This window comes from Streptomyces sp. 2131.1 (genome assembly GCF_900105515.1).
GTDB classification, from domain to species: Bacteria; Actinomycetota; Actinomycetes; order Streptomycetales; family Streptomycetaceae; genus Streptomyces; species Streptomyces drozdowiczii.
Window position 1 is genome coordinate 3,504,561 of record NZ_FNSY01000001.1, and the last position, 23,038, is coordinate 3,527,598.

The following is a 23,038-nucleotide window of genomic DNA, read 5'->3' on the forward strand; positions in this document are numbered from 1 at the left end:
GTACGGCGGCGCGACGGTGGTGTGGAGGGGTCGATGACACAGGGGGCCGGTCAGGAACCCGTGGTGCGGACGGCGACGTTGCGCGACTTCCGCGTACCGCCCTATGCGCAGTCCCCTGCGCCGCCGGCCTCACCGCACCCGGGAAGCCAGTTCCCGGAGGGCGACGCGCCGGAGGGGTACACGCCGACGGCGCGCGACCTTCCCGTCATCAGTGCCGACAAACCCGCCCAGGTGCAGCCCGTGCCCGAGCCGCGTCCCGCCGCTGCACCGGGTCTCGGCCCGCTGTACGTGGTCGGTGACGTCCACGGGTATCTGGACGAGCTGCTCGCAGCGCTCGGCGAGCAGGGCCTGATCGATACCGACGGACGCTGGGCCGCCGGCAACGCGCGCCTCTGGTTCCTCGGCGACTTCACCGACCGGGGCCCCGACGGCATCGGCGTCATCGACCTCGTCATGCGGCTCTCCGCCGAGGCCGCGGCCGCCGGCGGCTATTGCAAGGCCCTGATGGGCAACCACGAGCTGCTGCTGATCGGCGCCAAGCGGTTCGCCGACACCCCGGTGAACTCCGGCGCGGGCACCGCCACCTTCCAGGCCGCCTGGCTGCTCAACGGCGGCCAGAAGGCGGACATGGAACGCCTCCAGGACGTCCACCTCCAGTGGATGTCCCGGCTCGACGCGGTCGTCGAGGAGGACGGGCACCTCCTGATGCACTCGGACACGACGGCGTACCTCGACTACGGATCCACCATCGAGGACGTCAACGACACCGTGCACGCCATCCTGACGCGCAACGACGCCGACGAATGCTGGGACCTGTTCCGCAAGCTCACCAAGCGGTTCGCCTTCCGGGACGAGCAGGGCGCCGAGGCCGTCCAGGAGCTGATGGCGGCGTACGGCGGCCGGCGCGTCGTCCATGGTCACAGCCCGATTCCGTACCTGACCGGCGAGGTCGGCTCCGAGGACAGCGAGGACGGTGCGGGCCCTCAGGTCGACGGCCCCCATGTGTACGCGGACGGGCTCGCCATCGCCATGGACGGCGGAGTGACCATGGCCGGAAAGCTACTGGTCGTCCAACTGCCGCTGCATGACTGACGGGCGGTGGGGAAGACGCGTCCCGACCTGACCACGCCGAGCGCGGGGCCTATTTCCGGAAACCCTCTGTCACCCCGTGCTGTGCGCGCTCTACCATCGGCGTATCAGTAGCAGGCTCTCCTCCGTTTCCGCCCAACTGCCCGGCCAGAGCGGGCACACAGGCCCGACGGAGCATCGGGGGATGCACATGAACAGCGCTCCGCACCTGCTGACCGAGGACCGGCCCGAGTACGAACGGCTCCTCGACGACGCACTGCGTCACGCTCATGAACGACCGGAACTGGCCGCCGTCGGCGAACGCCTCAACGCCGCGCAGCTGCGCACCATGGCGCTGGCTGCCGTCGCCCTGATCACCGCCGCGGCCGCCACCGAGTACGAGCAGTACGTGAAGGCACGTGACGAACTGCGCGCAACCGGCCGTGACGCGGACCCCGGCACCGCACCGGACGGTCTCGGTCAGTCGGGCGCCGGCATAGGAGCGGTCGTCACCGTTCTGGCGCCGATGCTGGCGGGTACGGCGGCGGCCATCTTCCTGCTGATCGGCTACCTCCTGAAGATGCTGGAGCCACCACCGGCGTTCGCCACGACCATGGTCGGAGCCGGCTGGTTCTTCGCCGCCGCCACCGCCGCCGCGATCCTCGTCGCGGCCGTCGGGCTGCTCATAACCGCCCTGCGCAACGGCTCTACGTCCCTGGCGGCCCGAGAAGCCGGCGAGGACCTGCCCGACGATGTGGCCCTGGCCAGGGAGACCTGGCGGCAGGCACTGCTGGAGCGGGGCATCGTGCCCTTCCTGCGCGACGCACTCACCGAGCCCGCCATCGGCCCCGTGGTCCCCGCCCCGCACCGCCCGGCGGGCCGCCTCCCGAAGATCGGCTACAGCAGACCCGACTTCGCGGGCCCGGACGAGGGCCCGGCCGCCGCGCCCCGCCCCACGTACAGCAGTCCGGACTTCACGAGCCCCGACTTCGGCGGCCCCGAACACGAACTGGACTGAGCGGGGCGGGGGAGGCGTCCGGACGCGGCCCGGTGAAAGGCCGCGTCCGTGTGCTCATCGCGCTGCCACCAGGTCAGTCGGCCAGCGGCAGGTAGACCCGGTTACCGCTCGCCGCGAACTCGCGCGACTTCTGGAGCATCCCTTCCGCGACCTCCTCGGCCGTCGCGTCCGCGCCCGACGCGCCGCCGAACTGCTCGCTGATGCTGTGGCTGATCTTCATCGAGCAGAACTTCGGACCGCACATCGAGCAGAAGTGCGCCGTCTTGGCGGGCTCGGCGGGCAGCGTCTCGTCGTGGAACTCCCGCGCCGTGTCCGGGTCGAGCGCCAGGTTGAACTGGTCCTCCCAGCGGAACTCGAACCGGGCGTCCGACAGCGCGTCGTCCCACTCCTGCGCCCCCGGGTGCCCCTTAGCGAGGTCGGCGGCATGAGCCGCGATCTTGTACGTGATGACCCCGGTCTTCACGTCGTCCCGGTTCGGCAGCCCGAGGTGCTCCTTGGGCGTCACGTAACAGAGCATCGCCGTCCCCCACCAGGCGATCATCGCCGCGCCGATGCCCGAGGTGATGTGGTCGTACGCCGGCGCGATGTCGGTGGTCAGCGGACCGAGCGTGTAGAACGGCGCCTCCTCGCAGATCTCCTGCTGGAGGTCGATGTTCTCCTTGATCTTGTGCATCGGGACATGACCCGGGCCCTCGATCATGGTCTGCACACCGAACCTCTTGGCGACCGTGTTCAGCTCGCCGAGCGTGCGCAGTTCGGCGAACTGGGCCTCGTCGTTGGCGTCCGCGATCGACCCTGGGCGCAGGCCGTCGCCCAGTGAGTACGTCACGTCGTAGGCGGCGAGGATCTCGCAGAGCTCCTCGAAGTGCTCGTACAGGAACGACTCCTTGTGGTGCGCCAGGCACCAGGCCGCCATGATCGAGCCACCGCGGGAGACGATGCCGGTCTTGCGGCGGGCGGTGAGCGGCACGTACGGCAGGCGCACGCCGGCGTGCACCGTCATGTAGTCCACGCCCTGCTCGGCCTGCTCGATGACGGTGTCCTTGTAGATCTCCCAGGTCAGCTCCTCCGCCCTGCCGTCCACCTTTTCGAGGGCCTGGTAGAGGGGGACTGTTCCGATCGGTACGGGTGAATTGCGAAGAACCCACTCACGGGTGGTGTGGATATTGCGGCCGGTGGAAAGGTCCATGACCGTGTCCGCACCCCACCGGGTCGCCCACGTCATCTTGTCCACCTCCTCCTCGATGGAGGACGTCACCGCGGAGTTGCCGATGTTGGCATTCACCTTCACCAGGAACCGCTTCCCGATGATCATCGGCTCGGTCTCCGGGTGGTTGACGTTGGCGGGCAGCACCGCGCGGCCCGCGGCGATCTCCTCGCGCACCACCTCGGCCGCCACGTTCTCCCGGACCGCGACGTACTCCATCTCCGGGGTGATCTCGCCCCTGCGGGCGAACGCGAGCTGGGTGACGGGCTGCCCGTCGCGGCTGCGCCGCGGCCGGCGCGGGCGGCCGGGGAAGACCGCGTCCAGGTTGCGCAGCCCACCCCGCGGCGAGGTGTGCTTCAGCCCGTCGTCCTCGGGACGGGCGGGGAGGCCCGCGTACTCCTCGGTGTCGCTGCGGGCGATGATCCAGTTCTCCCGCAGGGGCGCGAGCCCGCGGCGGACGTCGGTCGCGATGGCGGGATCGGTGTACGGCCCCGACGTGTCGTACAGCGTCACGTCCTTGCCGTTGGTGAGGTGCACCTGACGGACCGGCACCCGGATGTCCGGGCGCGACCCCTGGACGTATCCCTTGTGCCAGCCGATGGACTTCCCGGCCTCGTCGCCCTGATTGGAGGCAGGCGTGCGTGTGTCCGATGTGGTCATGAGACCTACTCCCTACGCCGGCATTACCCGGTAACAGGTTCGGCGGTCGGCGCAGCGGCTCTCCCGTACGGACGTACGGCGGTCAGCGCCCTCTCAGCCCGGTGCTCCGAGCTCCCGCGTGTGCAAAGGTGCCACCACGCTAGCCTCCGGACGGGTGAGCTGAACAGAGGGCCCCTTCCTTCTTGCGATGATCGGCCGGTGACGCCCCCTCATCGCGACCCAGAACCGCAGGGCCAGCAGCACGCCCACGCGCACAGCCATGGCCCGGCCGCGCCTGTATCCACCCATCTGCGCAAGGTGATCGCCGCGGTGCTGATCCCCTTCGCGGCCGCCGTGATCGTCGGTCTCGTCGTGCTCTGGCCGGGTGGTGCGCCGGCACACGAACGGACCGGTGTCGGCTTCGACCGGCAGACCCAGCAGGGAAAGGTGGTGAGTGTCGTCGGGGTGGACTGCAAGGACGTGAACGCCGCCCAGCTGCCCGTCGACGGCGCGACCGACCCGCCCGACGGGGAGCCGAAGGCCGGCGAGGGGCACTGCAAGAAGGCCACCGTCGAGGTGACCAGCGGACCCGATGAGGGACGCCGGTTCGTCGAGGTGGTCCAGCCGGACGCCCCCCGGCAACTGCGGGAGGGTCAAGGGGTGGTGGTGGCGTATGCCCCGGACGCGCCCCATGACCTCCAGTACTCCGTGACGGACGTGAACCGGAAGTTCCCCCTGATGCTGCTGGCCGGGATCTTCGCCCTCGCGGTGGTGCTGGTGGGCAGAATGCGCGGGGTCATGGCCCTGGTGGCGCTCGCGCTGTCGTTCGCGATCCTGACCCTGTTCATCCTTCCGGCCATCCTCCAGGGCTCGAACCCGCTGGTGGTGGCGGTCGTCGGGGCGGGCGCGATCATGCTGATCGCGCTCTACATCTGCCACGGACCGACCGCCCGCACCTCCGTCGCCGTCATCGGCACCCTGATCTCCCTGCTCCTGATCGGGCTGCTCGGATCACTTTTCATCGGCTGGGCGAGCCTGAGCGGGAACACCGACGACAACACGGGTCTGATCCACGGCCTGTATCCGCACATCGACATGAGCGGCCTGCTGCTGGCCGGCGTCATCATCGGCTCCCTCGGGGTGCTCGACGACGTCACCGTCACCCAGACCTCGGCGGTCTGGGAACTGCGCCAGGCGAACCCCACCATGACGGCGAAGCAGCTCTACCGGGCAGGGATCAGAATCGGACGCGATCACATCGCCTCGGTGGTCAACACCCTGGTGCTCGCCTATGCGGGTGCCGCGCTGCCCCTCCTGCTGCTGTTCACGGTCGCGCAGAGCAGCGTCGGCACGGTCGCCAACAGCGAGCTGGTGGCGGAGGAGATCGTGCGCACCCTCGTCGGCTCGATCGGACTGGTCGCCTCCGTTCCGGTGACGACCGCGCTCGCTGCGGTGGTCGTCTCCGCGGACCGCACGGGGCTCGGCTCGGAAGCCGGGCCTTCGGCACCCGTGCGGAGCGGCCGGGGCCGGCGACGGCGGGCGAAGTCCTGACCGGAACACGGAGCGTGATTCACCCGATCGGCAGGTGTCTTGTTCGAGTGGCATGGAGGGTCCGAAAACGCCGGGCCCGTTCAGCCGGCGTTCTGCTCTTCGGCCAGAATGCGCCCCAGCTCCTCCTCCAAGTCACCGTCGAAGTCACCCAGCGTGCACTCCTGCCCGAGCGGCACCAGCTTGTCCGTACGGTCGAGGAAGGCGACAAGAGGTGCCGTGCCCGCGCGGAAGAGCGCACGGTCAGCACCTACCTGCAGCCGGATGTGGACATCGGACAGGCCCTCGGGCTCGGTGGGCGCGATGTGGACATCGCCGTCACCACTGGGGCTGTTGAGGCCGTCGAGCAGCAGCTCGCGGCCGAAGGCCCAGGTGACGGGGGCGTCGCCGGGCAGATGGAAAGTCATCCGGATCGCGTACGGATCGCACACTTCGTACCGGAGCTCCACCGGGATACGGAATGAGAGCTCCTCGGAGACGAGGAAGCTCATCATGACCTCAGCTTGAACCGACTCGCGCATCGTTCAACCCCGCAGTAGATGAATCTGGCCAGGAATGATCCCCCATGGCCCTATTGACGCCATCGTGGTGCACGCGATAGCAGATCACAAGGAGTGATTTTTCAGATACTGATAGAGAACACGAACGAGCGCAAGAGGCTGGCCACTTCACCGCGTAGCCGTTCGACTGCGGGGAGCAACCGTTCTTCCTCATCGAGGGGTACGGAAATGGCCATCGCGGCGGCGGTGAATCCGGCCACGATCGGGATGGCCGCACAGACCGTCCCGAGGGCGTACTCCTGCCGCTCGATGACCGGTTCCGTACGCTCCAGCGACCGCAGCCGCGCGAGGAACGCCGAACGGTCGCGCACGGAGTACCGGGTCAGCGGGCGGACCGGGTACCGGTCCAAGTGGTCCTCGCGGGCCTTCTCGTCGAGCCGGCTCAGCAGACACTGACCGATCGCATGCGCATGGCCGGTCTCGCGGAAGGCCGCCCACTCGTCCACCGCCGGCTGCTCGGGGGTGTCGGCCACGGCGAGGAGTTCGATCTCGCCCTCGCGGTAGATCGCGCAGTACACCGGGGCACCGACCAGGTCCCGCCAGCGGTCCAGCGACTGGGTGATGGTGCCGCGGCGGTTCTTCAGGGCGCCGTCACCCATCAGCCGTTCGGCGGCCGCGCCGAAGAGGAAGACGCCGTTCTCCCGGCGCAGATATCCCTCGTGGGTCAGGGTCCGCAGCAGGTGGTAGGCGGTGGGAAGGGGCAGTCCCGCTTCCCTGGCCAGCTGTTTGGCCGGAGCCCCGTCGCGATGGGTGCCCACAGCCTCCAGCAGCCTCAGCGCCCGCTGCACCGACCCGATGAGCGTCGGAACAGGCGTACTCGATGCCGCGGTCAACGGTCACCCCCAGGCGTGGTGACGGGCGGTCAGCCCGCCCGTGGGGGCCTCCCCCACAGGTCCGCCGCGGACCTGGAGGTCCGGAGGCCGGATCCCGTACAAACCACTGGTCAGGGTGGTGACTTACGGCGCTTTTCCCAGGCGGCGGCAGCGGACTGTCACTGTATCGGCAGCCCTGTGACCGGGTGCCGATTCACGTTTCCCTTAGCTCAGCTGGGCTAATGCCCCGTCGGGCGTACGGTCACCAGCCGCTGCCGGAGGACGACGACAGGAACTTCCGTACGACGAAGACGAGCCCGCCGACCAGGATCACGAAGATCAGGATCTTGAAGAGCAGACCGACCACGAACGCGACCAGGCTGGCGATCAGCCCGCCGAACACGACGATCGCGATTACGGGCACCGCGATCCACTTCACCCACCAGGGCATACCAGCGAATATCTCCCGCACGGCCATCGTCCTACCTCGTCTCTGTGAGTTCCTGCCTCGATGCTAGAGGCGAAGAGGCGGTCGCCGGGCCCCGGGAATCCCTTGTCCTCCCCTGAACGATCCCCTAGGGAACCCGGGGAGACTCCGGGGCCGGGCTCATCCCTCGGGCGGGGAGAAGACCACCATCACCCGCAGATCCTCGGTGATGTGGTGGAACTTGTGGGCCGTGCCGGCCGGTACATACACGACACTGCCTCTTCCCACCTGTGTCGTTTCCATACCGACGGTGATCGACGCACGCCCGCTGACCACGAGGTAGACCTCGTCCTGGCCGTGCGGCTTCTGCGGGTCGAGCTCTCCGGCGTCCAGGGCGTACAGGCCGACCGACATGTTCCGCTCGCGGAGAAACTGCAGGTACGCACCGTCGTTGGCGGCCCGTTCCGCCTCCAGTTCGTCCAGCCTGAATGCCTTCATGGCCCGTCCGTCCCTTGCCTCTGCCCAGCCGGTGTGCGCCACCGATCATGTCTGCCACGATCAGACACATGAAGAATTTCGTAGTCAAGACGATCGCCAACGCGGGTGCGCTGGCCGTGGCCATCTGGCTGGTCCAGGACATCACGCTGACCGGTGGCAGCACCGGCCGCAAGGCCCTGACGCTGATCCTCGTAGCGCTGGTGTTCGGCCTGGTCAACGTCGTGGTCAAGCCCATCGTGAAGCTGCTCACCCTGCCCCTCTTCATTCTCACCCTGGGCCTGATCACCCTCGTGGTGAACGCCCTGATGCTGCTGCTCACCTCCTGGCTGGCCGATGTACTGGACCTGAGCTTCCACGTCGACGGCTTCTGGACCGCCGTACTCGGCGGCCTGATCGTCTCGATCGTCTCCTGGGCGCTGAACGTCGTCCTCCCGGACGAGGACTGATCCGCCCGGCGGGCAGCGGCCCGCGTCCACCTGACACAGTGCGACCAGGACCGGCGACCGGCCGGGGAGAGAAGCGAGGACGAAGCATGAGCAGCAAGGGCGACGGAACCCGGGCGGTACGCGCGGGACTGCCGGAACCGCAGCAGTACGAGCCCACCCTCCCCGGCCCGGTCTTCGCCGCGCACTACCACCTGTCCGGCGAGCCGGCCGGCCCCTACACCTACGGACGGGACTCCAACCCGACCTGGACGCACTTGGAGCGGGCCATCGGGGAGCTCGAAGCGCCGGACGAAGACGTCGAGACCACTGTCTTCGCCTCCGGAATGGCGGCGATCTCGGCCGTTCTGCTCTCCCAGGCACGCAGCGGCGACGCAGTCGTGCTCCCCGACGACGGCTACCAGGCACTGCCCCTGCTGCAGGCCCAGCTGGAGGCGTACGGAGTCGAGGTGCGGACCGCGCCGACCGGCGGAGACGCGCAGCTGGCCGTTCTGGAGGGCGCGAAGCTCCTGTGGCTCGAAACACCCTCCAACCCGGGCCTCGACGTCTGCGACGTACGGCGGCTCGTCGAGGCCGCACACGCCGGCGGCACGCTGGTCGCCGTCGACAACACCCTCGCCACCCCGCTCGGCCAGCGGCCGCTGGAGCTGGGTGCCGACTTCTCCGTGGCCAGTGACACCAAGGGCATGACGGGCCACGGCGACATCCTGCTCGGCCACGTGACCTGCCGCGATCCGGAGCTGGCGGCCGGGGTGCGCCGCTGGCGCAAGGTCGTCGGCGCGATCCCCGGCCCGATGGAGGCATGGCTCGCGCACCGGTCGCTGGCCACGCTGGAACTGCGGAACGAGCGGCAGTGCGCCAACGCCCTCGCCCTCGCCGAGGCGCTCGCCAAGCACCAGGCCGTGTCCGGTCTGCGCTACCCCGGCCTGCCCACCGACCCGTCGTACGCGAACGCGGTACGACAGATGCGGCGCTTCGGCTCCGTGGTGTCCTTCGTGCTGGCCGACCGGGAGACCGCTGAGCGCTTCCTGTCGGCGCTGCATCTGGTCGAGGACGCCACCAGCTTCGGCGGCGTACGCTCCACCGCCGAGCGGCGGGGGCGCTGGGGCGGCGACGCCGTACCGGAAGGGTTCATCCGCTTCTCCGTCGGCGCCGAGGACGCCGCCGACCTGGTAGCCGATGTCGAGCAGGCGCTGGCCACCGCCACCGGCGAGAGCTGATCCCGCTTCCGCCCTCCGTGACGGGGTACGGACAGCCCGAGCCTCCCCCCTCGTGGCTCGGGCCGCCCCGGTCCTTCGCGTTCTCCTCGCGAAGAACCGCCTCGACAAGGCTAGTTGACTCTGCGTCAGTGTCCAATCACAGTAACGACAGCGACCTATCGACATATTTATAGTTGTCGGGTCCGATCGGACACGCCGCTGCGTGAGGGCAGGAGGGACGGGACGTGGATCTGTCCCTGCTGCGTACATTCGTCACCGTCCACCGAGCCGGCTCCTTCACCCGCGCCGCCGCACTCCTCGGCCTCTCGCAGCCCGCCGTGACCTCGCAGATCCGCACCCTGGAACGGCAGCTGGGCCGTCCGCTGTTCCTTCGCCGAGCCCGCGGGGTGACCCCGACGACGATCGGCGACGAACTCGCGCACCGGGCCGCCCCCCATCTGGACGCGCTCGTCGAGATCACAGAGACCGATCTCGACGAGGAGTCGGGCGTACGGACCCTGCATCTGGCGGGGCCCCCGGAATTCCTCTCGATACGGGTGCTGCCCGCGCTCACCCCGTTGATCGCCCAGGGTCTCGCGCTGCGCGGCTCGTTCTCCGCCGATACGGACGAGACCCTGGACGGCCTCGCGGCCGGGCACCACGACCTGGCCGTCGTGACGGCCCGGCCGCGCGGGGAACTGCTCACCGCCACCCCGCTCTGCGACGAGGAGCACGTCCTCGTCGCCGCTCCCCGCTGGGCCGGCCGCCTGGGGCCGGGGACGCTGCGGCACAACGGGCCCGTGGTCCTGGAGCAGCTTCCCGTGGTCGAGGTGCACGAGAGCCTGCCCCTCGTCTCCCGGTACTGGGCCGCCGTCTTCGACAGCTCGCCCGCGGCCGCCGGTGCCGTCATCGCCCCCGACCTCCGGGCGGTGCTCAAGTGCGCCGCCGCCGGTGCCGGGCTCGCCGTGCTGCCGCGCTATCTGTGCGAGGACGCTCTGGAACGCGGCGAGGTGGTGGCCCTCCTCGACCCTCCGGTCCCACCCCTGCGCACGTACTTCCTGGCCGCGCGGACCGGCACCCTCTCCCTGCCCCATCTCACCCGGGCCCACGAGTGGCTGCTGCGGGCCGCGGCCGACTGGTGACCCCAGGGGCGCCCGTCGGAGCCCCGGTGTTTCAGAAGGGCTCGCGCGGGCCACGCTTCTGCCATGACCGAACGTCCTGTGGTCAAACGCACCGCACGCGCCATCCTGCTCGACGGCGACGACCTCATCCTCATCAAGCGCACCAAGCCCGGAGTGGACCCGTACTGGGTCACGCCCGGTGGCGGAGTGGAGCCCGAGGACGCCACCGTCGTCGACGCCCTGCACCGCGAGGTGGACGAGGAGCTCGGTGCGAAGATCACCGATGTGGTGCCCTGCTTCGTCGACACCGTGGAACACATCGAGGAGGGCGGGGTGAAGGGCGTCAAGGTGCAGCACTTCTTCGTCTGCCGCCTCGACTCCATGGACCTGTCCCTGCGCCACGGCCCGGAGATGGAAGCCCCCTGCGGGGACTACGACATCGTGCGGGTGCCGTTCAGCCGGGTCGGTATCGCCGCGGTGCATCTCGTACCACTGTCACTGCGGCACTATCTGGACGGCAACATCGAGGGGGTCCGGGCCCTGCACGCCGCCGACCTGGGCTGATGGACGACCGGTTGAGGGGGAAACGGCTCATGCCGACCGCGCCGTGTTTCACGTGAAACCGTTCGTTCACCTCGCCCGCGCACAATTTTCGGCTGCGGGTCTCGGCCAGATCCGGTAAAGCGGTGGACGGCGATCATCGCGTCGGACAGCCTGGCCCGTATGCCCAGCTCATTGCCCCGCCCGCTGTCCGATCTCCCCATCCGGCGCCTCACCCGGGACGACTTGATCGCCTGTGCCGACCTCAGCGAAGACCGCGGCTGGCCGCGCGACGAGGAGCGCTGGGCCCTGCTGCTCGCCGCCGGGACTGGCTACGGCATCGACGACCCCGACAGCAAGGGCCTGATGGCGAGTTGCGTGGTGGTCTCGTACGGGCCGGGGATGGCCGCCGTCGGGATGCTGCTGGTCGCTGGACGCCATGCTCGGCGCGGGATCGGCCGGTACGTGATGCAGCGGGTGATCGAGGCTGCCGGGGGCACCCCGCTCAGCCTCCACGCGACGTCGGCGGGCCGCCCGCTCTACGAGGAACTCGGGTTCATCCCGTTGGGCCGTGCCGTACGCCTGGGCGGGGTCTTCCAACCTGAGGCGGACACCGGATCGCGGCCTCCCGGCGGCTCTGTGGTCGTCCGGTCTGCTTCCGCGCAGGATCTGCGAGCCCTGGTGCAACTGGACTCCGTCGTCTTCGGCCTCGACCGCACCCATCTGCTGACCCGGCTCCCGACGTTCGCCGATCACATGCGGGTCGCCGAGCAGGACGGGGAGCTGATCGGGTACGCCGTGCTCTCGCCGAGCGCCGAGAACCATGCGGTCGGCCCGCTGATCGCCAGGGACACCACCGTGGCGAAGCAGCTCCTGGCCTCGCTGGCGGAGGCGACGGACCGGCCGTTGCGCGTGGACGTCGACGCCCGCCACGAAGAGCTGCTCGACTGGCTCGAAGCGTGCGGGCTGCGGCCCGCCATGGGGACCACGCTGATGACTCTCGGCGGGCGGCAGCACGGGGACTGGTCCCGGTACTTCGCCCCCTTGAGCCTGGCGACGGGCTGAGCACCCGGCCCTCGCTCCGGGTCACACGTACTGCGACCCGGAGGACGCCGGGGCTGTGGCTCGGAGCCCGCCGGGGCTGTGGCTCAGCTCCGGCTCACCGGAACCGCCACCGGTTCGGGGGCGTGGGTGGCGGCGAGGCGGCCCGGGGTGACCGTCCGGCGCTCCAGCGCGCTGGATACAAGGGCGAGTACCAGCGCCGATGCGGCGAGCGCCGCCCCGACCCAGTTGGGGGCGGTGTAGCCGAGGCCGGCACCGATGACGATCCCGCCGAGCCAGGCCGAGAGAGCGTTACCGAGATTGAAGGCCCCGATGTTCATTGCGGACGCCAGCGTCGGGGCGTCCACCGCCTGGTCGAGCACCCGCTTCTGCAGCGGAGGCACGGTCGCGAAACCGAAGGCACCGATCATGACGAGGGTGACCGCTGCCGCGATCTTGTTGTGGGCGGTCAGCGTGAACAGGGCCAGGACCAGGGCGAGGCCGCCCAGCGACACACGGAGCAGGAGCGTGGGGCGGCGGTCGGCGAACCTGCCGGCGGCCAGGTTGCCGCCGACCATGCCGAGACCGAAGAGGACCAGTAGCCAGGTGACGGCGGGGGTCGAGAATCCGGCGATCTCCGTCATCATCGGCGTGATGTAGGTGATGGCCGCGAAGACGCCGCCGAATCCGAGGACCGTCATCGCCATGGCGAGGAGGACCTGCACGTTGCGGAAGGCGGCGATCTCCTGTCGCAGCCTGACGCCGTCGGAGCGGGGCTGTTCGGGCACGAGCCGGGCCACACCGAGCAGGCCGAGGACGCCCAGCGCCGCGACGACGTAGAACGTGGAACGCCAGCCGGCGTTCTGGCCGATGTAGGTCCCCATCGGCACACCGACGACGTTGGCGACGGTGAGCCCCGTGAACATCAGGGCGATGGCGCCCGCCTTCCTCTCCGGGGCGACCAGATCGGCCGCCACGACCGCTCCGATGCCGAAGAAGGCACCGTGGGCGAGCGAGGCGATCACGCGGCCGACGACCATCACTTCGAAGACGGGTGCGGCCGCGGTGACCACATTGCCGATGATGAACAGGCCCATGAGGATCATCAGCATCCGTTTGCGGCTGACCTTCGTGCCGAGCACGGTCATCAGCGGGGCCCCGAGCACGACGCCGAGCGCGTAGCCCGTGGCCAGGAAGCCGGCAGCCGGGATGGACACCTGGAATTCGGCGGCCACCTCGGGGAGCAGTCCCATGACCACGAACTCGGTGGTCCCGATACCGAATGCCCCGATGGCCAGGGCGAGAAGTGCGAGCGGCATGGGTTCCCTCCAAGATGATTGCTACTGCACCTTACGAGCGTAGACAATAATTGCAGACGCTGCTTAATTGCAAGCGCCGACTATTGCGGCCGTCGGCTACTCTGGACGTAAGCAGCTCCAGCACGGAGGAGAGACCATGACAGCCACGGACCCGGCCCTGACCGCCCTCTCCCAGGGCTGGATCGCGCTCTCCCTGCTCCACGGCAAGATCGAGACGCGCATCGAACGGGCCCTGCAGAGCGGCCACGACCTCAGCGTGCGGGAGTACTCCCTGCTGGACGTGCTCAGCAGGCAGCACAACGGGCCGGGCGGGCACCTCCAGATGAAGCAGGTGGCGGACGCCGTCGGGCTGAGCCAGAGCGCCACCACCCGTCTGGTAACCCGCCTCGAAGACCGCGGACTGCTGACCCGGTATCTCTGCGACACCGACCGCAGGGGCATCTACACCGATGTCACCGACAGTGGGCTGGCCCTGCTGGCCGAAGCCCGCCCGACCAACGACAGCGCCCTGCGCGCCGCGCTCGACGAGGCTGCGGAGAATCCCGAGCTGGCCCCCCTCGTCAGGGCCGTCGAGGAACTGAAGGCCGTACCCGTGTAGCAGCGCCCGCCGACTGCGTAGGCTGCGGATCATGAGCGATCTGGACATACGCCGTGCGACCGCCGAGGACCTGGCGGAGATAGTGGCACTGCTCGCCGACGACCCGCTGGGCGCGCAGCGCGAGTCGCCGGACGACCTCACGCCCTATCGGGCGGCGTTCCGAAGGCTGGCCGACGACCCGAACCAGCACATGAGGGTGGCCGTGCGGGCCGAGCGCGTCGTCGGAACCCTTCAGCTGACCGTGATCCCGGGACTGTCCCGGCGCGGCTCGACCCGTTCGGTGATCGAGGGCGTACGCATCCACGCCGACGAACGGGGCAGCGGCCTCGGCACCCGGCTGATCCAGTGGGCCGTGGACGAATCGCGCCGCCAAGGCTGCCAACTGGTGCAGCTCACCTCTGACGTGTCCCGCACGGACGCGCACCGCTTCTACGAGCGGCTCGGCTTCGTGGCGAGCCACGTGGGCTTCAAACTCGCCCTCTGACCCTGCCGCCCTCCCGAGAGGCCGACGTGCAACACATCACTGACGAACAGCGGCGCATCCGGATCGGCCACCGCCATCTGCTGGCACCCGGAGTACGGGTCTCGTCGCCCGTCGCCGTGGCCGACGCCGTCGTCGGGCTCCATGCGACCGATGCGGCCACCGTCTTCCTCTCCGCCTGCGCCAGGCTCGCCGAGCCCAGCGTCGCCGCGGTGGAGCAGTGCCTCTACGAGGACGTCTCACTGGTGCGGATGCTCTCCATGCGCAACACCCTCTTCGTCGTCTCGGACGAGATGGCTCCCCGGGTCGAGGCCGCGAACGCCCGCGCCGTTGCCGCCAAGGAGCGCCGCAAGCTGCTCAAGCACTTGCGGGAGGACGGCAACGGCCTGGACGAACGCTGGCTCGACGAGACCGAGAAGAGTGCCCTGGCCTTCCTGGAGGGCAGCGGCCCGGCCTCGGGCAGCGAACTGGCCGCCGGGGTACCCGCCCTCCGCACCAAGATCACGATCTTCCCCGGGAAGAAGCAGGAGACGGTGCAGGGCGTCGCGACCCGGGTCATCCGCGTACTGGCTGCGGAAGGGCGGATCCGCCGGGACCGGCCGCGCGGCTCCTGGACCTCCAGTCAGTTCCGCTGGGCCCCTGCCCGCCCCCGGCCGGTGGAAGAAACGGCTCCGGCCCAGGCTGAGCTGGCCCTGAGCTGGCTCCGGGCATACGGACCGGGCACCGAGGCCGACCTCAAGTGGTGGACCGGGTGGGGAACGCGCGAGGCCCGTACGGCGCTGGCGGCGGTCGGAGCCGTGGAGGTACAGCTCGACAGCGGGGCCGTCGCCTGGGTCGCCCCCGGGGACACCGCACCCGAGCCCGAACCGGCCCCCTGGGCCGCCCTTCTGCCCGCGCTCGACCCCAGCGGCATGGGGTGGGCGGACCGCGGCTTCCATCTGCCTGCCGAGCACCGGGCAGCGCTCTTCGACCGCTCGGGCAACATCGGCCCCACAGTGTGGTGGAACGGCGGGGTCGTGGGCGGCTGGGCGCAGCGCGGCAACGGCGAGCTGATCTGGCGGCTGCTGACCGACCCCGGCCGGGAGGCGTCATCGGCGATCGAGGCCGAGGCGGCCCGACTGGCCGCCTGGGTGGGGGACGCGCGGATCACGCCACGTTTCCGGACCCCGCTGGAACGGGAGTTGACTGCCTGAGTGAGAGTTCTCCCGTTTCACGTGAAACGGGAAAACTCGCAACTCCCCATTCAGCGAAGGCCTTCCCGGCCGCGGTCAATCGCCCAGGGCGCGCCAGCCCTCCTCGTCCACGCCCCCGGGCACCGCCGCTTTCGGGTCGTACGGCTCACGCGTGAAGACGAAGGACCCGAGATCGAGGTGGTTCACGCTGCCATCGGCGTTTTGCACGATCCGCAGCGTCTCCCCCGCGTAGTAGCCGTCCAGGCCGACCCACGTGCCGTCGGGACGTGCGGTGAAGCGGGCACCCCGGCCCTGGCCGTTCGCCGGACGCAGCTCAAGACCGCGGTCGGAAGTCAGCCGCAGGACGTGGGGGCGCGTGGCCCAGTACCACTGACCGGTCAGCGCGAGCAGTTCCGCGTCGACCTCCGGCAGCGGGCGCCACGGCTCCGGGATGCGGGGCTCGGCCTCGGCGACGATGTCCACGAGGTCGGCGGCCACCTCACCGATCGCCACACCGGACGTCGCGTTGACGAGCACCACGGCTGCCACGTCGTCCTCGGCGCTGACCCACAGGGCGGCCAGGAACCCGGGCAGCGAGCCCGTGTGCCCGATGAGGGTGCGGCCCTTCCGCCGGATCAGCTGCAGCCCCAGGCCGTAGCCGTTGTCCCAGTCACCGGGCTCCGGAGCGGCCGACGGGCGCTTCATCTCCTCCACCGACGCGGCGCTCAGCACCCGGCCGTCGCCCTCGGCGAGGAAGGCCGCGAAGCGGAGCAGATCCGCGGTGGCGGACCAGAGCTGCCCGGCGGGCGCCATCAGCCCCAGGTCCTCCGCCGGTTCGGGAAGCATGACATCGGCCCACGGGTGGACGGCCCAGCCGCCGGCGTGCGGGACCTGCGGGAGGGAGCTCGTGCGGTGCATGCCGAGGGGCTCCAGCACCTCGCGGCGCAGCACCTCGTCCCAGGACGTCCCGCGGACGGCCTCGACCAGCGAACCGAGCAGTGTGTAACCCGGGTTGGAGTAGTGGTGGCGGTGGCCGGGCGGATGCATGGCGATCTGCTCACCGAGTACGTCCGCGAGGGACGGGCGCACGCTGCCGGGGGTCCGCTCCCACCATGGCGCGGTCGTCTCGGCGCCGAGACCGGCGCTGTGGCCGAGGAGTTGGTGAATGGTCACGTCGCCCGCACCGGTGCCGGGCAGATGCTTCTCCAGCGGATCGGACAGATCGAGCAGGCCCTCGTCCCGCAGTCGCAGCACCAGCACCGCGGTGAACGTCTTGGTGAGGGAGCCGATCCTGAACTGCGTGTCGGAGCCCGGGGCATGGCCTTCGACACAACTGCGCGAACCGTCCCAGACCATCTGCCCCTGCCGCCGAACGGCAGCGACCAGAGAGGGGGTACGGCCTTCGGCCTGGGCCTTGGCAACGCGGTGCAGCAGGGCACGCCGGGTTCCGGGAAGCAGCTGTTCAGCAGGAGAAGTCATCGTCAACAACTACCGCCCGCGTGGACGTATGGCGACTCCATTTCCCGGCCCGCCGCCGGTCAGGTCTGTGCCATGTCCACGAAGCGGGAGTAGTGGCCCTGGAAGGCGACCGTGATCGTGGCGGTCGGGCCGTTACGGTGCTTGGCCACGATCAGGTCCGCCTCGCCGGCACGCGGCGACTCCTTCTCGTACGCGTCCTCACGGTGCAGGAGGATCACCATGTCGGCGTCCTGCTCGATGGAGCCGGACTCGCGGAGGTCGGAGACCATCGGCTTCTTGTCGGTGCGCTGCTCGGGGCCACGGTTCAGCTGGGAGAGCGCGATGACCGGCAGCTGAAGCTCCTTGGCGAGCAGCTTGAGGTTTCGCGACATGTCGGAGACTTCCTGCTGACGGCTCTCGGCGCGCTTGGAACCGCCGGACTGCATCAGCTGGAGGTAGTCGATGACCACCAGCTTGAGGTCGTTGCGCTGCTTGAGGCGACGGCACTTCGCCCGGATCTCCATCATGGAGAGGTTGGGGGAGTCGTCGATGTAGAGCGGGGCCGCGGAGACGTCCGGCATCCGCCGGGCCAGCCGCGTCCAGTCCTCGTCGGTCATCGTGCCGGAGCGCATGTGGTGCAGTGCCACGCGTGCCTCGGCGGACAGCAGACGCATGGCGATCTCGTTCCGTCCCATTTCCAGGGAGAAGATCACGCTGGGAAGGTTGCTCTTGATCGAGCAGGCCCGGGCGAAGTCCAGCGCGAGGGTCGACTTACCCATGGCGGGACGGGCCGCGATGACGACCATCTGGCCCGGGTGCAGACCGTTGGTCAGGGCGTCGAGGTCGGTGAACCCGGTGGGCACGCCCGTCATCTCACCGCTGCGGGAGCCGATCGCCTCGATCTCGTCGAGGGCGCCCTCCATGATGTCACCGAGCGGCAGGTAGTCCTCGCTGGTCCGCTGCTCGGTGACGGCGTAGATCTCGGCCTGCGCGGAGTTGACGATGTCGTCGACGTCGCCGTCGGCCGCGTATCCCATCTGCGTGATCTTCGTGCCGGCCTCGACGAGCCGCCTCAGGACCGCGCGCTCGTGGACGATCTCCGCGTAGTACGAGGCGTTGGCCGCCGTCGGCACCGACTGGACCAGGGTGTGCAGATAGGGCGCCCCGCCCACCTTGGTGATCTCACCGCGCTTGACCAGCTCGGCGGCCACGGTGATCGGGTCGGCCGGCTCGCCCTTGGCGTAGAGGTCGAGAATCGCCTGGTAGACGGTCTCGTGCGCGGGACGGTAGAAGTCGTGGCCCTTGATGATCTCCACGACGTCGGCGATGGCGTCCTTGGAGAGGAGCATGCCGCCGAGCACGGACTGCTCCGCGTCTAGGTCCTGGGGCGGCACCCGCTCGAAGCCCGAGGAGCCGCCTTCCCAGTCGTCGCTCTCCCGGCCTCGGTCGCGGCGCTCGCCGCGGTCCCGGTCCTCGCCCCGGCGCTGGCGGGAGACGGGCAGCCGGTCACTGGGGCCGGTGTCCGCCCAGGGGTCGTCCAGGGGTTCGGGAATGCTCACCCGGCCACCTCCTCCCGTCCGCTCCGCGGACCTAGCCGTGCTTCTCTTTCTTACGGCACGGCACCGACAAACAAGAGCCCCGACTCCGGTTCCGGTGTGTCGAGTTCTGCGTCGTCGCAGAGCCAAAACAGGGTGGGGGCGCCGGACTACGGTAGGCGCCCCGGCACCGTCAGCCAATCTGGTTATCCACAGGCCCTGTGGACGACGGCCCAGATGCTGTGGAGAACTCCGCAGAACCTGTGCACGGACCGGGGGACAGCACTGTGGACAAACTCATAAGGCAGCTGCAAACACGGCCATGACCTGGCCTTTTCCCATCCACGGCCTGTGGGGGAGAAAAAGTTCTGCCCTCGGGCGCGGTTCAGGACGCGTCCCGTGAAGGCGTTACCCACAGGCGAGCAAATGTAAGGACTCCATACTGATTGCATCTCTTACCTGTGGAAGATTAGATTGACTGCCATGATCAAGCCACCGGGAACCCCGTCTTCCCGTCGCCGCCGACACGACCGCGAGATCGTCGCGCTCGCCGTACCGGCCTTCGGCGCGCTCGTGGCCGAGCCGCTGTTCGTGATGGTCGACAGCGCGATCGTCGGCCATCTCGGCACCCCGCAGCTGGCCGGCCTGGCAGTCGCGGCCGCCCTCCTGACGACCGCGGTGAGCATCTTCGTCTTCCTCGCCTACGCCACCACCGCGGCGGTAGCCCGCCGGGTCGGTGCCGGCGATCTGGCCGCCGCGATCCGCCAGGGCATGGACGGCATCTGGCTGGCGCTTCTGCTCGGCCTGGCCGTCATCGCGCTGACGCTCCCCTTGGCACCCTGGCTCGTCGACGTGTTCGGCGCCTCTCCCACAGCGGCCCCCCACGCCGTCACCTACCTCCGGATCTCCAGCCTCGGCATCCCCGCGATGCTGGTGGTCATGGCCGCGACGGGCGTGCTCCGGGGTCTCCAGGACACCCGCACCCCGCTCTACGTCGCCATCGGCGGCTTCGCCGCCAACGCGGCCCTCAACGCCGGCCTCGTCTACGGCGCCGGCCTGGGCATCGCCGGATCGGCCTGGGGCACGGTCATCGCCCAGCTCGCGATGGCCGCCGCCTATCTCGTCGTCGTCGTACGCGGCGCCCGACGGCACGGCGCGTCGCTCCGCCCCGACGCCGCAGGCATCCGGGCCTGCGCACAGGCAGGCGTGCCCCTCCTGGTCCGCACGCTGTCGCTGCGTGCCGTCCTCCTCATCGCCACGGCGGTCGCCGCCCGGCTCGGGGACACCGACATCGCCGCGCACCAGATCATCCTGTCGCTGTGGAGCCTGATGGCCTTTGCGCTGGACGCCATTGCCATCGCCGGGCAGGCCATCATCGGGCGGTACCTGGGAGCGGGCGATACTCAGGGCGCCCGCGATGCCTGCCGCCGGATGGTGGAGTGGGGCATCGCGTCCGGCGTGGTCCTGGGCGTACTGATCGTCCTGGCCCGCCCGCTCTTCGTGCCCCTGTTCACCAGCGACGCATCGGTCCGGGACGCTCTCCTGCCGGCCCTGCTGGTGGTGGCCGCCACCCAGCCGATCGCCGGGGTCGTCTTCATCCTGGACGGCGTGCTGATGGGCGCCGGCGACGGGCCCTACCTGGCCTGGGCCATGCTCGTGACGCTGGCGGTCTTCGCCCCTGCGGCCCTCCTGGTCCCGGCCCTGGGCGGCGGGCTCACCGCCCTGTGGTTCGCGATGGCGCTCATGATGATCGTGCGGATGGCGACGCTCTGGCTCCGTACCCGCTCCGGGAAGTGGCTGGTCACCGGCGCGACCCGCTGACCCGTAACGCCGGATGAGTCCGGGCGCCCAGGAAACCCAGCGACGGTCCCTGCGGCATGTTTCACGTGAAACGGCGAAGGGCCGCACCCAGAGGTGCGGCCCTTCACTGTTCTGCTGAGATGCGGCCCGATCAGGCAGCAACGACCTCGACGCCGAGCTTCGCAGCGACCTCGGGGTGCAGACGGACGGACACCTGGTGCCCGCCGAGCGTCTTGATCGGCGAACCGAGCTCGACGCGACGCTTGTCGACGTCCGGACCACCGGCGGCCTTGATCGCCGAAGCGATGTCGGCCGGGGTGACGGAGCCGAAGAGCCGGCCGGCGTCGCCGGAGCGAACGGCCAGACGGACCTTGACGGCCTCGAGCTTGGCCTTGACCTCGTTGGCCTGCTCGATCGTCGCGATCTCGTGGATCTTGCGGGCGCGGCGGATCTGCGCCACGTCCTTCTCGCCGCCCTTGGTCCAGCGGATGGCGAAGCCACGCGGAACCAGGTAGTTGCGGGCGTATCCGTCCTTGACGTCGACGACGTCGCCAGCGGCACCGAGGCCGGTGACTTCCTGGGTGAGGATGATCTTCATGATTCGGTCACCCTTCCCTTATCGCGCGGTGGACGTGTAGGGCAGCAGCGCCATCTCACGGCTGTTCTTGACTGCCGTGGCGACGTCACGCTGGTGCTGCGTGCAGTTGCCGGTGACGCGGCGGGCACGGATCTTGCCGCGGTCGGAAATGAACTTCCGCAGCATGTTCGTGTCCTTGTAGTCCACGTACTGGGTCTTGTCCTTGCAGAACGCGCAGACCTTCTTCTTAGGCTTGCGCACAGGCGGCTTCGCCATGGTGTTTCTCCTGTGTGATCAAGAAGTGGGGGTGCGAGCTTCCCTAGAAGGGGGGCTCGTCCGAGTAGCCGCCGCCGGAGCCGCCGGAGCTTCCGCCCCAACCGCCTCCGCCTTGCTGGCCCCCGCCCTGGCCGCCGGCCGGCGCGCTCGTGGCCCACGGGTCGTCGGCGGGAGCGCCGCCACCACCCTGCTGGCCACCACCGGGACCGCCGCCCCAGTTACCGCCACCCTGCTGGCCGCCGCCGTATCCACCCTGGCCGCCCTGGCCACCGCGACCGGTGGTCTTGGTGACCTTGGCCGTGGCGTTCTTGAGGCTGGGGCCGACTTCCTCGACATCCAGCTCGTAGACCGTGCGCTTGACGCCCTCGCGGTCCTCGTAGGACCGCTGCTTCAGCCGGCCCTGCACGACAACGCGCATGCCTCGCGTGAGCGACTCGGCGACGTTCTCCGCCGCCTGCCGCCAGACCGAGCAGGTGAGGAACAGGCCTTCGCCGTCCTTCCACTCATTGGTCTGCCGGTCGAAGATGCGGGGAGTGGACGCGACACGGAACTTCGCGACCGCCGCACCGGACGGGGTGAAGCGCAGCTCGGGGTCGTCGACGAGATTGCCGACGACCGTGATGACGGTCTCGCCTGCCATGGATGAACCTCTCGGCGGGGATTGCTTCTGGCTGCTTGCTGCTACTCGAACCCGATGACCACTGAGCTAGAAGCTCAGTGGATCTCGGGACGGAGGACCTTGGTCCGGAGGACCGACTCGTTCAGGTTCATCTGGCGGTCGAGCTCCTTGACGACCGCAGGCTCGGCCTGCAGGTCGATGACCGAGTAGATGCCCTCGGGCTTCTTCTTGATCTCGTAAGCGAGACGACGACGGCCCCAGGTGTCGACCTTCTCAACCTTTCCTTCGCCCTCACGGACGACGGAGAGGAAGTTCTCGATCAGCGGGGAGACTGCGCGCTCCTCGAGATCGGGGTCGAGGATGACCATCACCTCGTAGTGACGCATGTGGAACCCACCTCCTTTGGACTCAGCGGCCACGGTCGTTCCGTGGCAGGAGGGTCGTGATGCGTTGAGCAACGGTGCCGAGTAGAACAGGCCCCACTGACAGTGCCCTCGAAGAGGAGGAGCGGTCGTGCGGGCCCGGGCAGACACCGGTGCAGACCGTACAGACTACCCGCAGACGTGCTTCCGGTTGAAATCCGGTGTTCAGGGCGCACAATCAAGACAGATGCGGTGTGAGAGGCGCTACATCGCACCTCCCTTCCCGCCAGGAGGTACTCCATGGCACAGACAGTCCGAACCGCTGGCAGCCGACCCGCCCCCAGCCACGTGGCTCATGCCCGCCCGGCCACCGGTTCCCTCTTCGCGACGGACGGCAGGCCGCATCCGCTGCAGGAAGCGCTGATGGTGGTGACGGGGGTCCTGGGCATCCTCGCGTTCGTCACGGCAATGTTCCACAGCCTGCATCTGGTCAGCTCGTGGGCCGGGCTGGCCGGGATCCTGACCGGCCTCTACGGGCAGTTCATCTCCAGGACCACCTGGGAGCGTTTCGGCCTGATCATGGGGATCGGCGCCTCCGCCGTCGGCTTCTACCTCGGCATGGCGCACGGCGGCCTCTTCGGCGGCGTCGTCACCTGACCCGCAGATCCGAGGCCGGCCCACACGGTGCACGGCCGGGCAATCCCGCGCGGGTGGCGCCCG

The 23,038-nt window shown here is 69.5% G+C and carries 25 protein-coding genes and 1 riboswitch; of the genes, 13 read left to right on the forward strand and 12 right to left on the reverse strand.

The genetic code is table 11. From position 1 onward, the window contains the following. Positions 1-33: 33 nt before the first annotated feature. Positions 34-1,092, forward strand: a complete 1,059-nt coding sequence (locus BLW14_RS15590; RefSeq protein WP_093707884.1) for a metallophosphoesterase — start codon at positions 34-36, stop codon at positions 1,090-1,092. Between the two features lie 181 nt (positions 1,093-1,273). Continuing rightward, on the forward strand, positions 1,274-2,086 hold the full coding sequence (locus tag BLW14_RS15595; RefSeq protein ID WP_093707885.1) for a hypothetical protein: 813 nt from the start codon (positions 1,274-1,276) through the stop codon (positions 2,084-2,086). Between the two features lie 73 nt (positions 2,087-2,159). Here BLW14_RS15595 and thiC read toward each other — a convergent pair whose 3' ends face one another. Next, positions 2,160-3,953: a phosphomethylpyrimidine synthase ThiC gene (gene thiC / locus BLW14_RS15600; protein ID WP_093707886.1), complete on the reverse strand. Its 1,794-nt coding sequence runs from the start codon at positions 3,951-3,953 to the stop codon at positions 2,160-2,162. Then, positions 3,946-4,081: riboswitch (TPP riboswitch) on the reverse strand. Its footprint overlaps the gene before it by 8 nt. Before the next feature lie 70 nt (positions 4,082-4,151). Here thiC and BLW14_RS15605 point away from each other — a divergent pair. Then, a complete protein-coding gene (locus BLW14_RS15605; protein WP_177153987.1) occupies positions 4,152-5,483 on the forward strand; it encodes a YibE/F family protein in 1,332 nt (443 codons plus the stop codon). Between the two features lie 80 nt (positions 5,484-5,563). Here the strand turns inward: BLW14_RS15605 and BLW14_RS15610 are convergent, their stop codons facing one another. The 4 genes from BLW14_RS15610 to BLW14_RS15625 form a co-directional block, all read right to left on the reverse strand. Then, positions 5,564-6,001, reverse strand: a complete 438-nt coding sequence (locus tag BLW14_RS15610) for an SsgA family sporulation/cell division regulator (protein ID WP_026242995.1) — start codon at positions 5,999-6,001, stop codon at positions 5,564-5,566. A gap of 101 nt (positions 6,002-6,102) precedes the next feature. After that, the gene (locus BLW14_RS15615; RefSeq protein WP_305614944.1) at positions 6,103-6,873 is read right to left on the reverse strand and encodes an IclR family transcriptional regulator; all 771 of its coding nucleotides are present in this window, start codon (positions 6,871-6,873) and stop codon (positions 6,103-6,105) included. Positions 6,874-7,114: 241 nt separating this feature from the next. Next, positions 7,115-7,330 carry a DUF5326 family protein gene (locus tag BLW14_RS15620; RefSeq protein WP_026242996.1) on the reverse strand — a complete coding sequence of 72 codons (216 nt, stop codon included), beginning with the start codon at positions 7,328-7,330 and terminating at the stop codon, positions 7,115-7,117. Positions 7,331-7,459: 129 nt separating this feature from the next. Continuing rightward, positions 7,460-7,777, reverse strand: coding sequence for a cupin domain-containing protein (locus BLW14_RS15625; protein ID WP_093707888.1), 318 nt, complete (start codon positions 7,775-7,777; stop codon positions 7,460-7,462). Between the two features lie 68 nt (positions 7,778-7,845). On the opposite strand from BLW14_RS15625, the gene BLW14_RS15630 reads away from it, so the two are divergent. From BLW14_RS15630 to BLW14_RS15650, 5 genes are all read left to right on the forward strand, one after another. Next, a complete protein-coding gene (locus tag BLW14_RS15630; protein ID WP_093707889.1) occupies positions 7,846-8,223 on the forward strand; it encodes a phage holin family protein in 378 nt (125 codons plus the stop codon). 86 nt (positions 8,224-8,309) lie between these two features. Beyond that, a complete protein-coding gene (locus BLW14_RS15635) occupies positions 8,310-9,440 on the forward strand; it encodes a cystathionine gamma-lyase (protein WP_093707890.1) in 1,131 nt (376 codons plus the stop codon). A 224-nt stretch (positions 9,441-9,664) separates the two neighbouring features. Then, positions 9,665-10,561: a LysR family transcriptional regulator gene (locus BLW14_RS15640; protein ID WP_093707891.1), complete on the forward strand. Its 897-nt coding sequence runs from the start codon at positions 9,665-9,667 to the stop codon at positions 10,559-10,561. Positions 10,562-10,624: 63 nt separating this feature from the next. After that, positions 10,625-11,104, forward strand: coding sequence for an NUDIX domain-containing protein (locus BLW14_RS15645; RefSeq protein WP_020572992.1), 480 nt, complete (start codon positions 10,625-10,627; stop codon positions 11,102-11,104). A 159-nt stretch (positions 11,105-11,263) separates the two neighbouring features. Next, on the forward strand, positions 11,264-12,145 hold the full coding sequence (locus tag BLW14_RS15650; RefSeq protein WP_177153989.1) for a GNAT family N-acetyltransferase: 882 nt from the start codon (positions 11,264-11,266) through the stop codon (positions 12,143-12,145). Positions 12,146-12,228: 83 nt separating this feature from the next. On the opposite strand, the gene BLW14_RS15655 is transcribed toward BLW14_RS15650, so the two are convergent. Continuing rightward, positions 12,229-13,440, reverse strand: coding sequence for an MFS transporter (locus BLW14_RS15655; protein WP_093707892.1), 1,212 nt, complete (start codon positions 13,438-13,440; stop codon positions 12,229-12,231). 136 nt (positions 13,441-13,576) lie between these two features. Here BLW14_RS15655 and BLW14_RS15660 point away from each other — a divergent pair, with 136 nt between their 5' ends. The 3 genes from BLW14_RS15660 to BLW14_RS15670 are packed head-to-tail and all read left to right on the forward strand — an operon-like array spanning position 13,577 to position 15,712. Beyond that, the gene (locus BLW14_RS15660) at positions 13,577-14,038 is read left to right on the forward strand and encodes a MarR family winged helix-turn-helix transcriptional regulator (RefSeq protein ID WP_093707893.1); all 462 of its coding nucleotides are present in this window, start codon (positions 13,577-13,579) and stop codon (positions 14,036-14,038) included. Between the two features lie 31 nt (positions 14,039-14,069). Continuing rightward, positions 14,070-14,522 carry a GNAT family N-acetyltransferase gene (locus BLW14_RS15665; protein ID WP_093707894.1) on the forward strand — a complete coding sequence of 151 codons (453 nt, stop codon included), beginning with the start codon at positions 14,070-14,072 and terminating at the stop codon, positions 14,520-14,522. 26 nt (positions 14,523-14,548) lie between these two features. After that, the gene (locus BLW14_RS15670) at positions 14,549-15,712 is read left to right on the forward strand and encodes a winged helix DNA-binding domain-containing protein (RefSeq protein ID WP_093707895.1); all 1,164 of its coding nucleotides are present in this window, start codon (positions 14,549-14,551) and stop codon (positions 15,710-15,712) included. Between the two features lie 75 nt (positions 15,713-15,787). On the opposite strand, the gene BLW14_RS15675 is transcribed toward BLW14_RS15670, so the two are convergent. Together BLW14_RS15675 and dnaB are read right to left on the reverse strand one after the other, a co-directional pair. Beyond that, on the reverse strand, positions 15,788-17,170 hold the full coding sequence (locus BLW14_RS15675) for a serine hydrolase domain-containing protein (protein ID WP_093707896.1): 1,383 nt from the start codon (positions 17,168-17,170) through the stop codon (positions 15,788-15,790). 59 nt (positions 17,171-17,229) lie between these two features. After that, on the reverse strand, positions 17,230-18,708 hold the full coding sequence (gene dnaB / locus BLW14_RS15680; RefSeq protein WP_018522062.1) for a replicative DNA helicase: 1,479 nt from the start codon (positions 18,706-18,708) through the stop codon (positions 17,230-17,232). 459 nt (positions 18,709-19,167) lie between these two features. Here dnaB and BLW14_RS15685 point away from each other — a divergent pair, with 459 nt between their 5' ends. After that, positions 19,168-20,505, forward strand: coding sequence for an MATE family efflux transporter (locus tag BLW14_RS15685; RefSeq protein ID WP_093707897.1), 1,338 nt, complete (start codon positions 19,168-19,170; stop codon positions 20,503-20,505). Positions 20,506-20,635: 130 nt separating this feature from the next. On the opposite strand, the gene rplI is transcribed toward BLW14_RS15685, so the two are convergent. The 4 genes from rplI to rpsF all read right to left on the reverse strand — a co-directional run bounded on the left by rplI (position 20,636) and on the right by rpsF (position 22,342). Next, complete coding sequence (rplI, locus tag BLW14_RS15690; protein ID WP_018101870.1) at positions 20,636-21,082, reverse strand: 50S ribosomal protein L9; 447 nt, start codon at positions 21,080-21,082, stop codon at positions 20,636-20,638. Between the two features lie 18 nt (positions 21,083-21,100). Further along, positions 21,101-21,337 carry a 30S ribosomal protein S18 gene (rpsR, locus tag BLW14_RS15695; protein WP_003967857.1) on the reverse strand — a complete coding sequence of 79 codons (237 nt, stop codon included), beginning with the start codon at positions 21,335-21,337 and terminating at the stop codon, positions 21,101-21,103. Between the two features lie 43 nt (positions 21,338-21,380). Then, complete coding sequence (locus BLW14_RS15700; protein WP_018522065.1) at positions 21,381-21,977, reverse strand: single-stranded DNA-binding protein; 597 nt, start codon at positions 21,975-21,977, stop codon at positions 21,381-21,383. Positions 21,978-22,051: 74 nt separating this feature from the next. Continuing rightward, positions 22,052-22,342, reverse strand: a complete 291-nt coding sequence (gene rpsF, locus BLW14_RS15705; protein ID WP_018101872.1) for a 30S ribosomal protein S6 — start codon at positions 22,340-22,342, stop codon at positions 22,052-22,054. 276 nt (positions 22,343-22,618) lie between these two features. Between rpsF and BLW14_RS15710 the strand changes: the two genes are divergently transcribed. Further along, the gene (locus tag BLW14_RS15710; RefSeq protein ID WP_093707898.1) at positions 22,619-22,975 is read left to right on the forward strand and encodes a hypothetical protein; all 357 of its coding nucleotides are present in this window, start codon (positions 22,619-22,621) and stop codon (positions 22,973-22,975) included. Positions 22,976-23,038 lie beyond the last annotated feature (63 nt).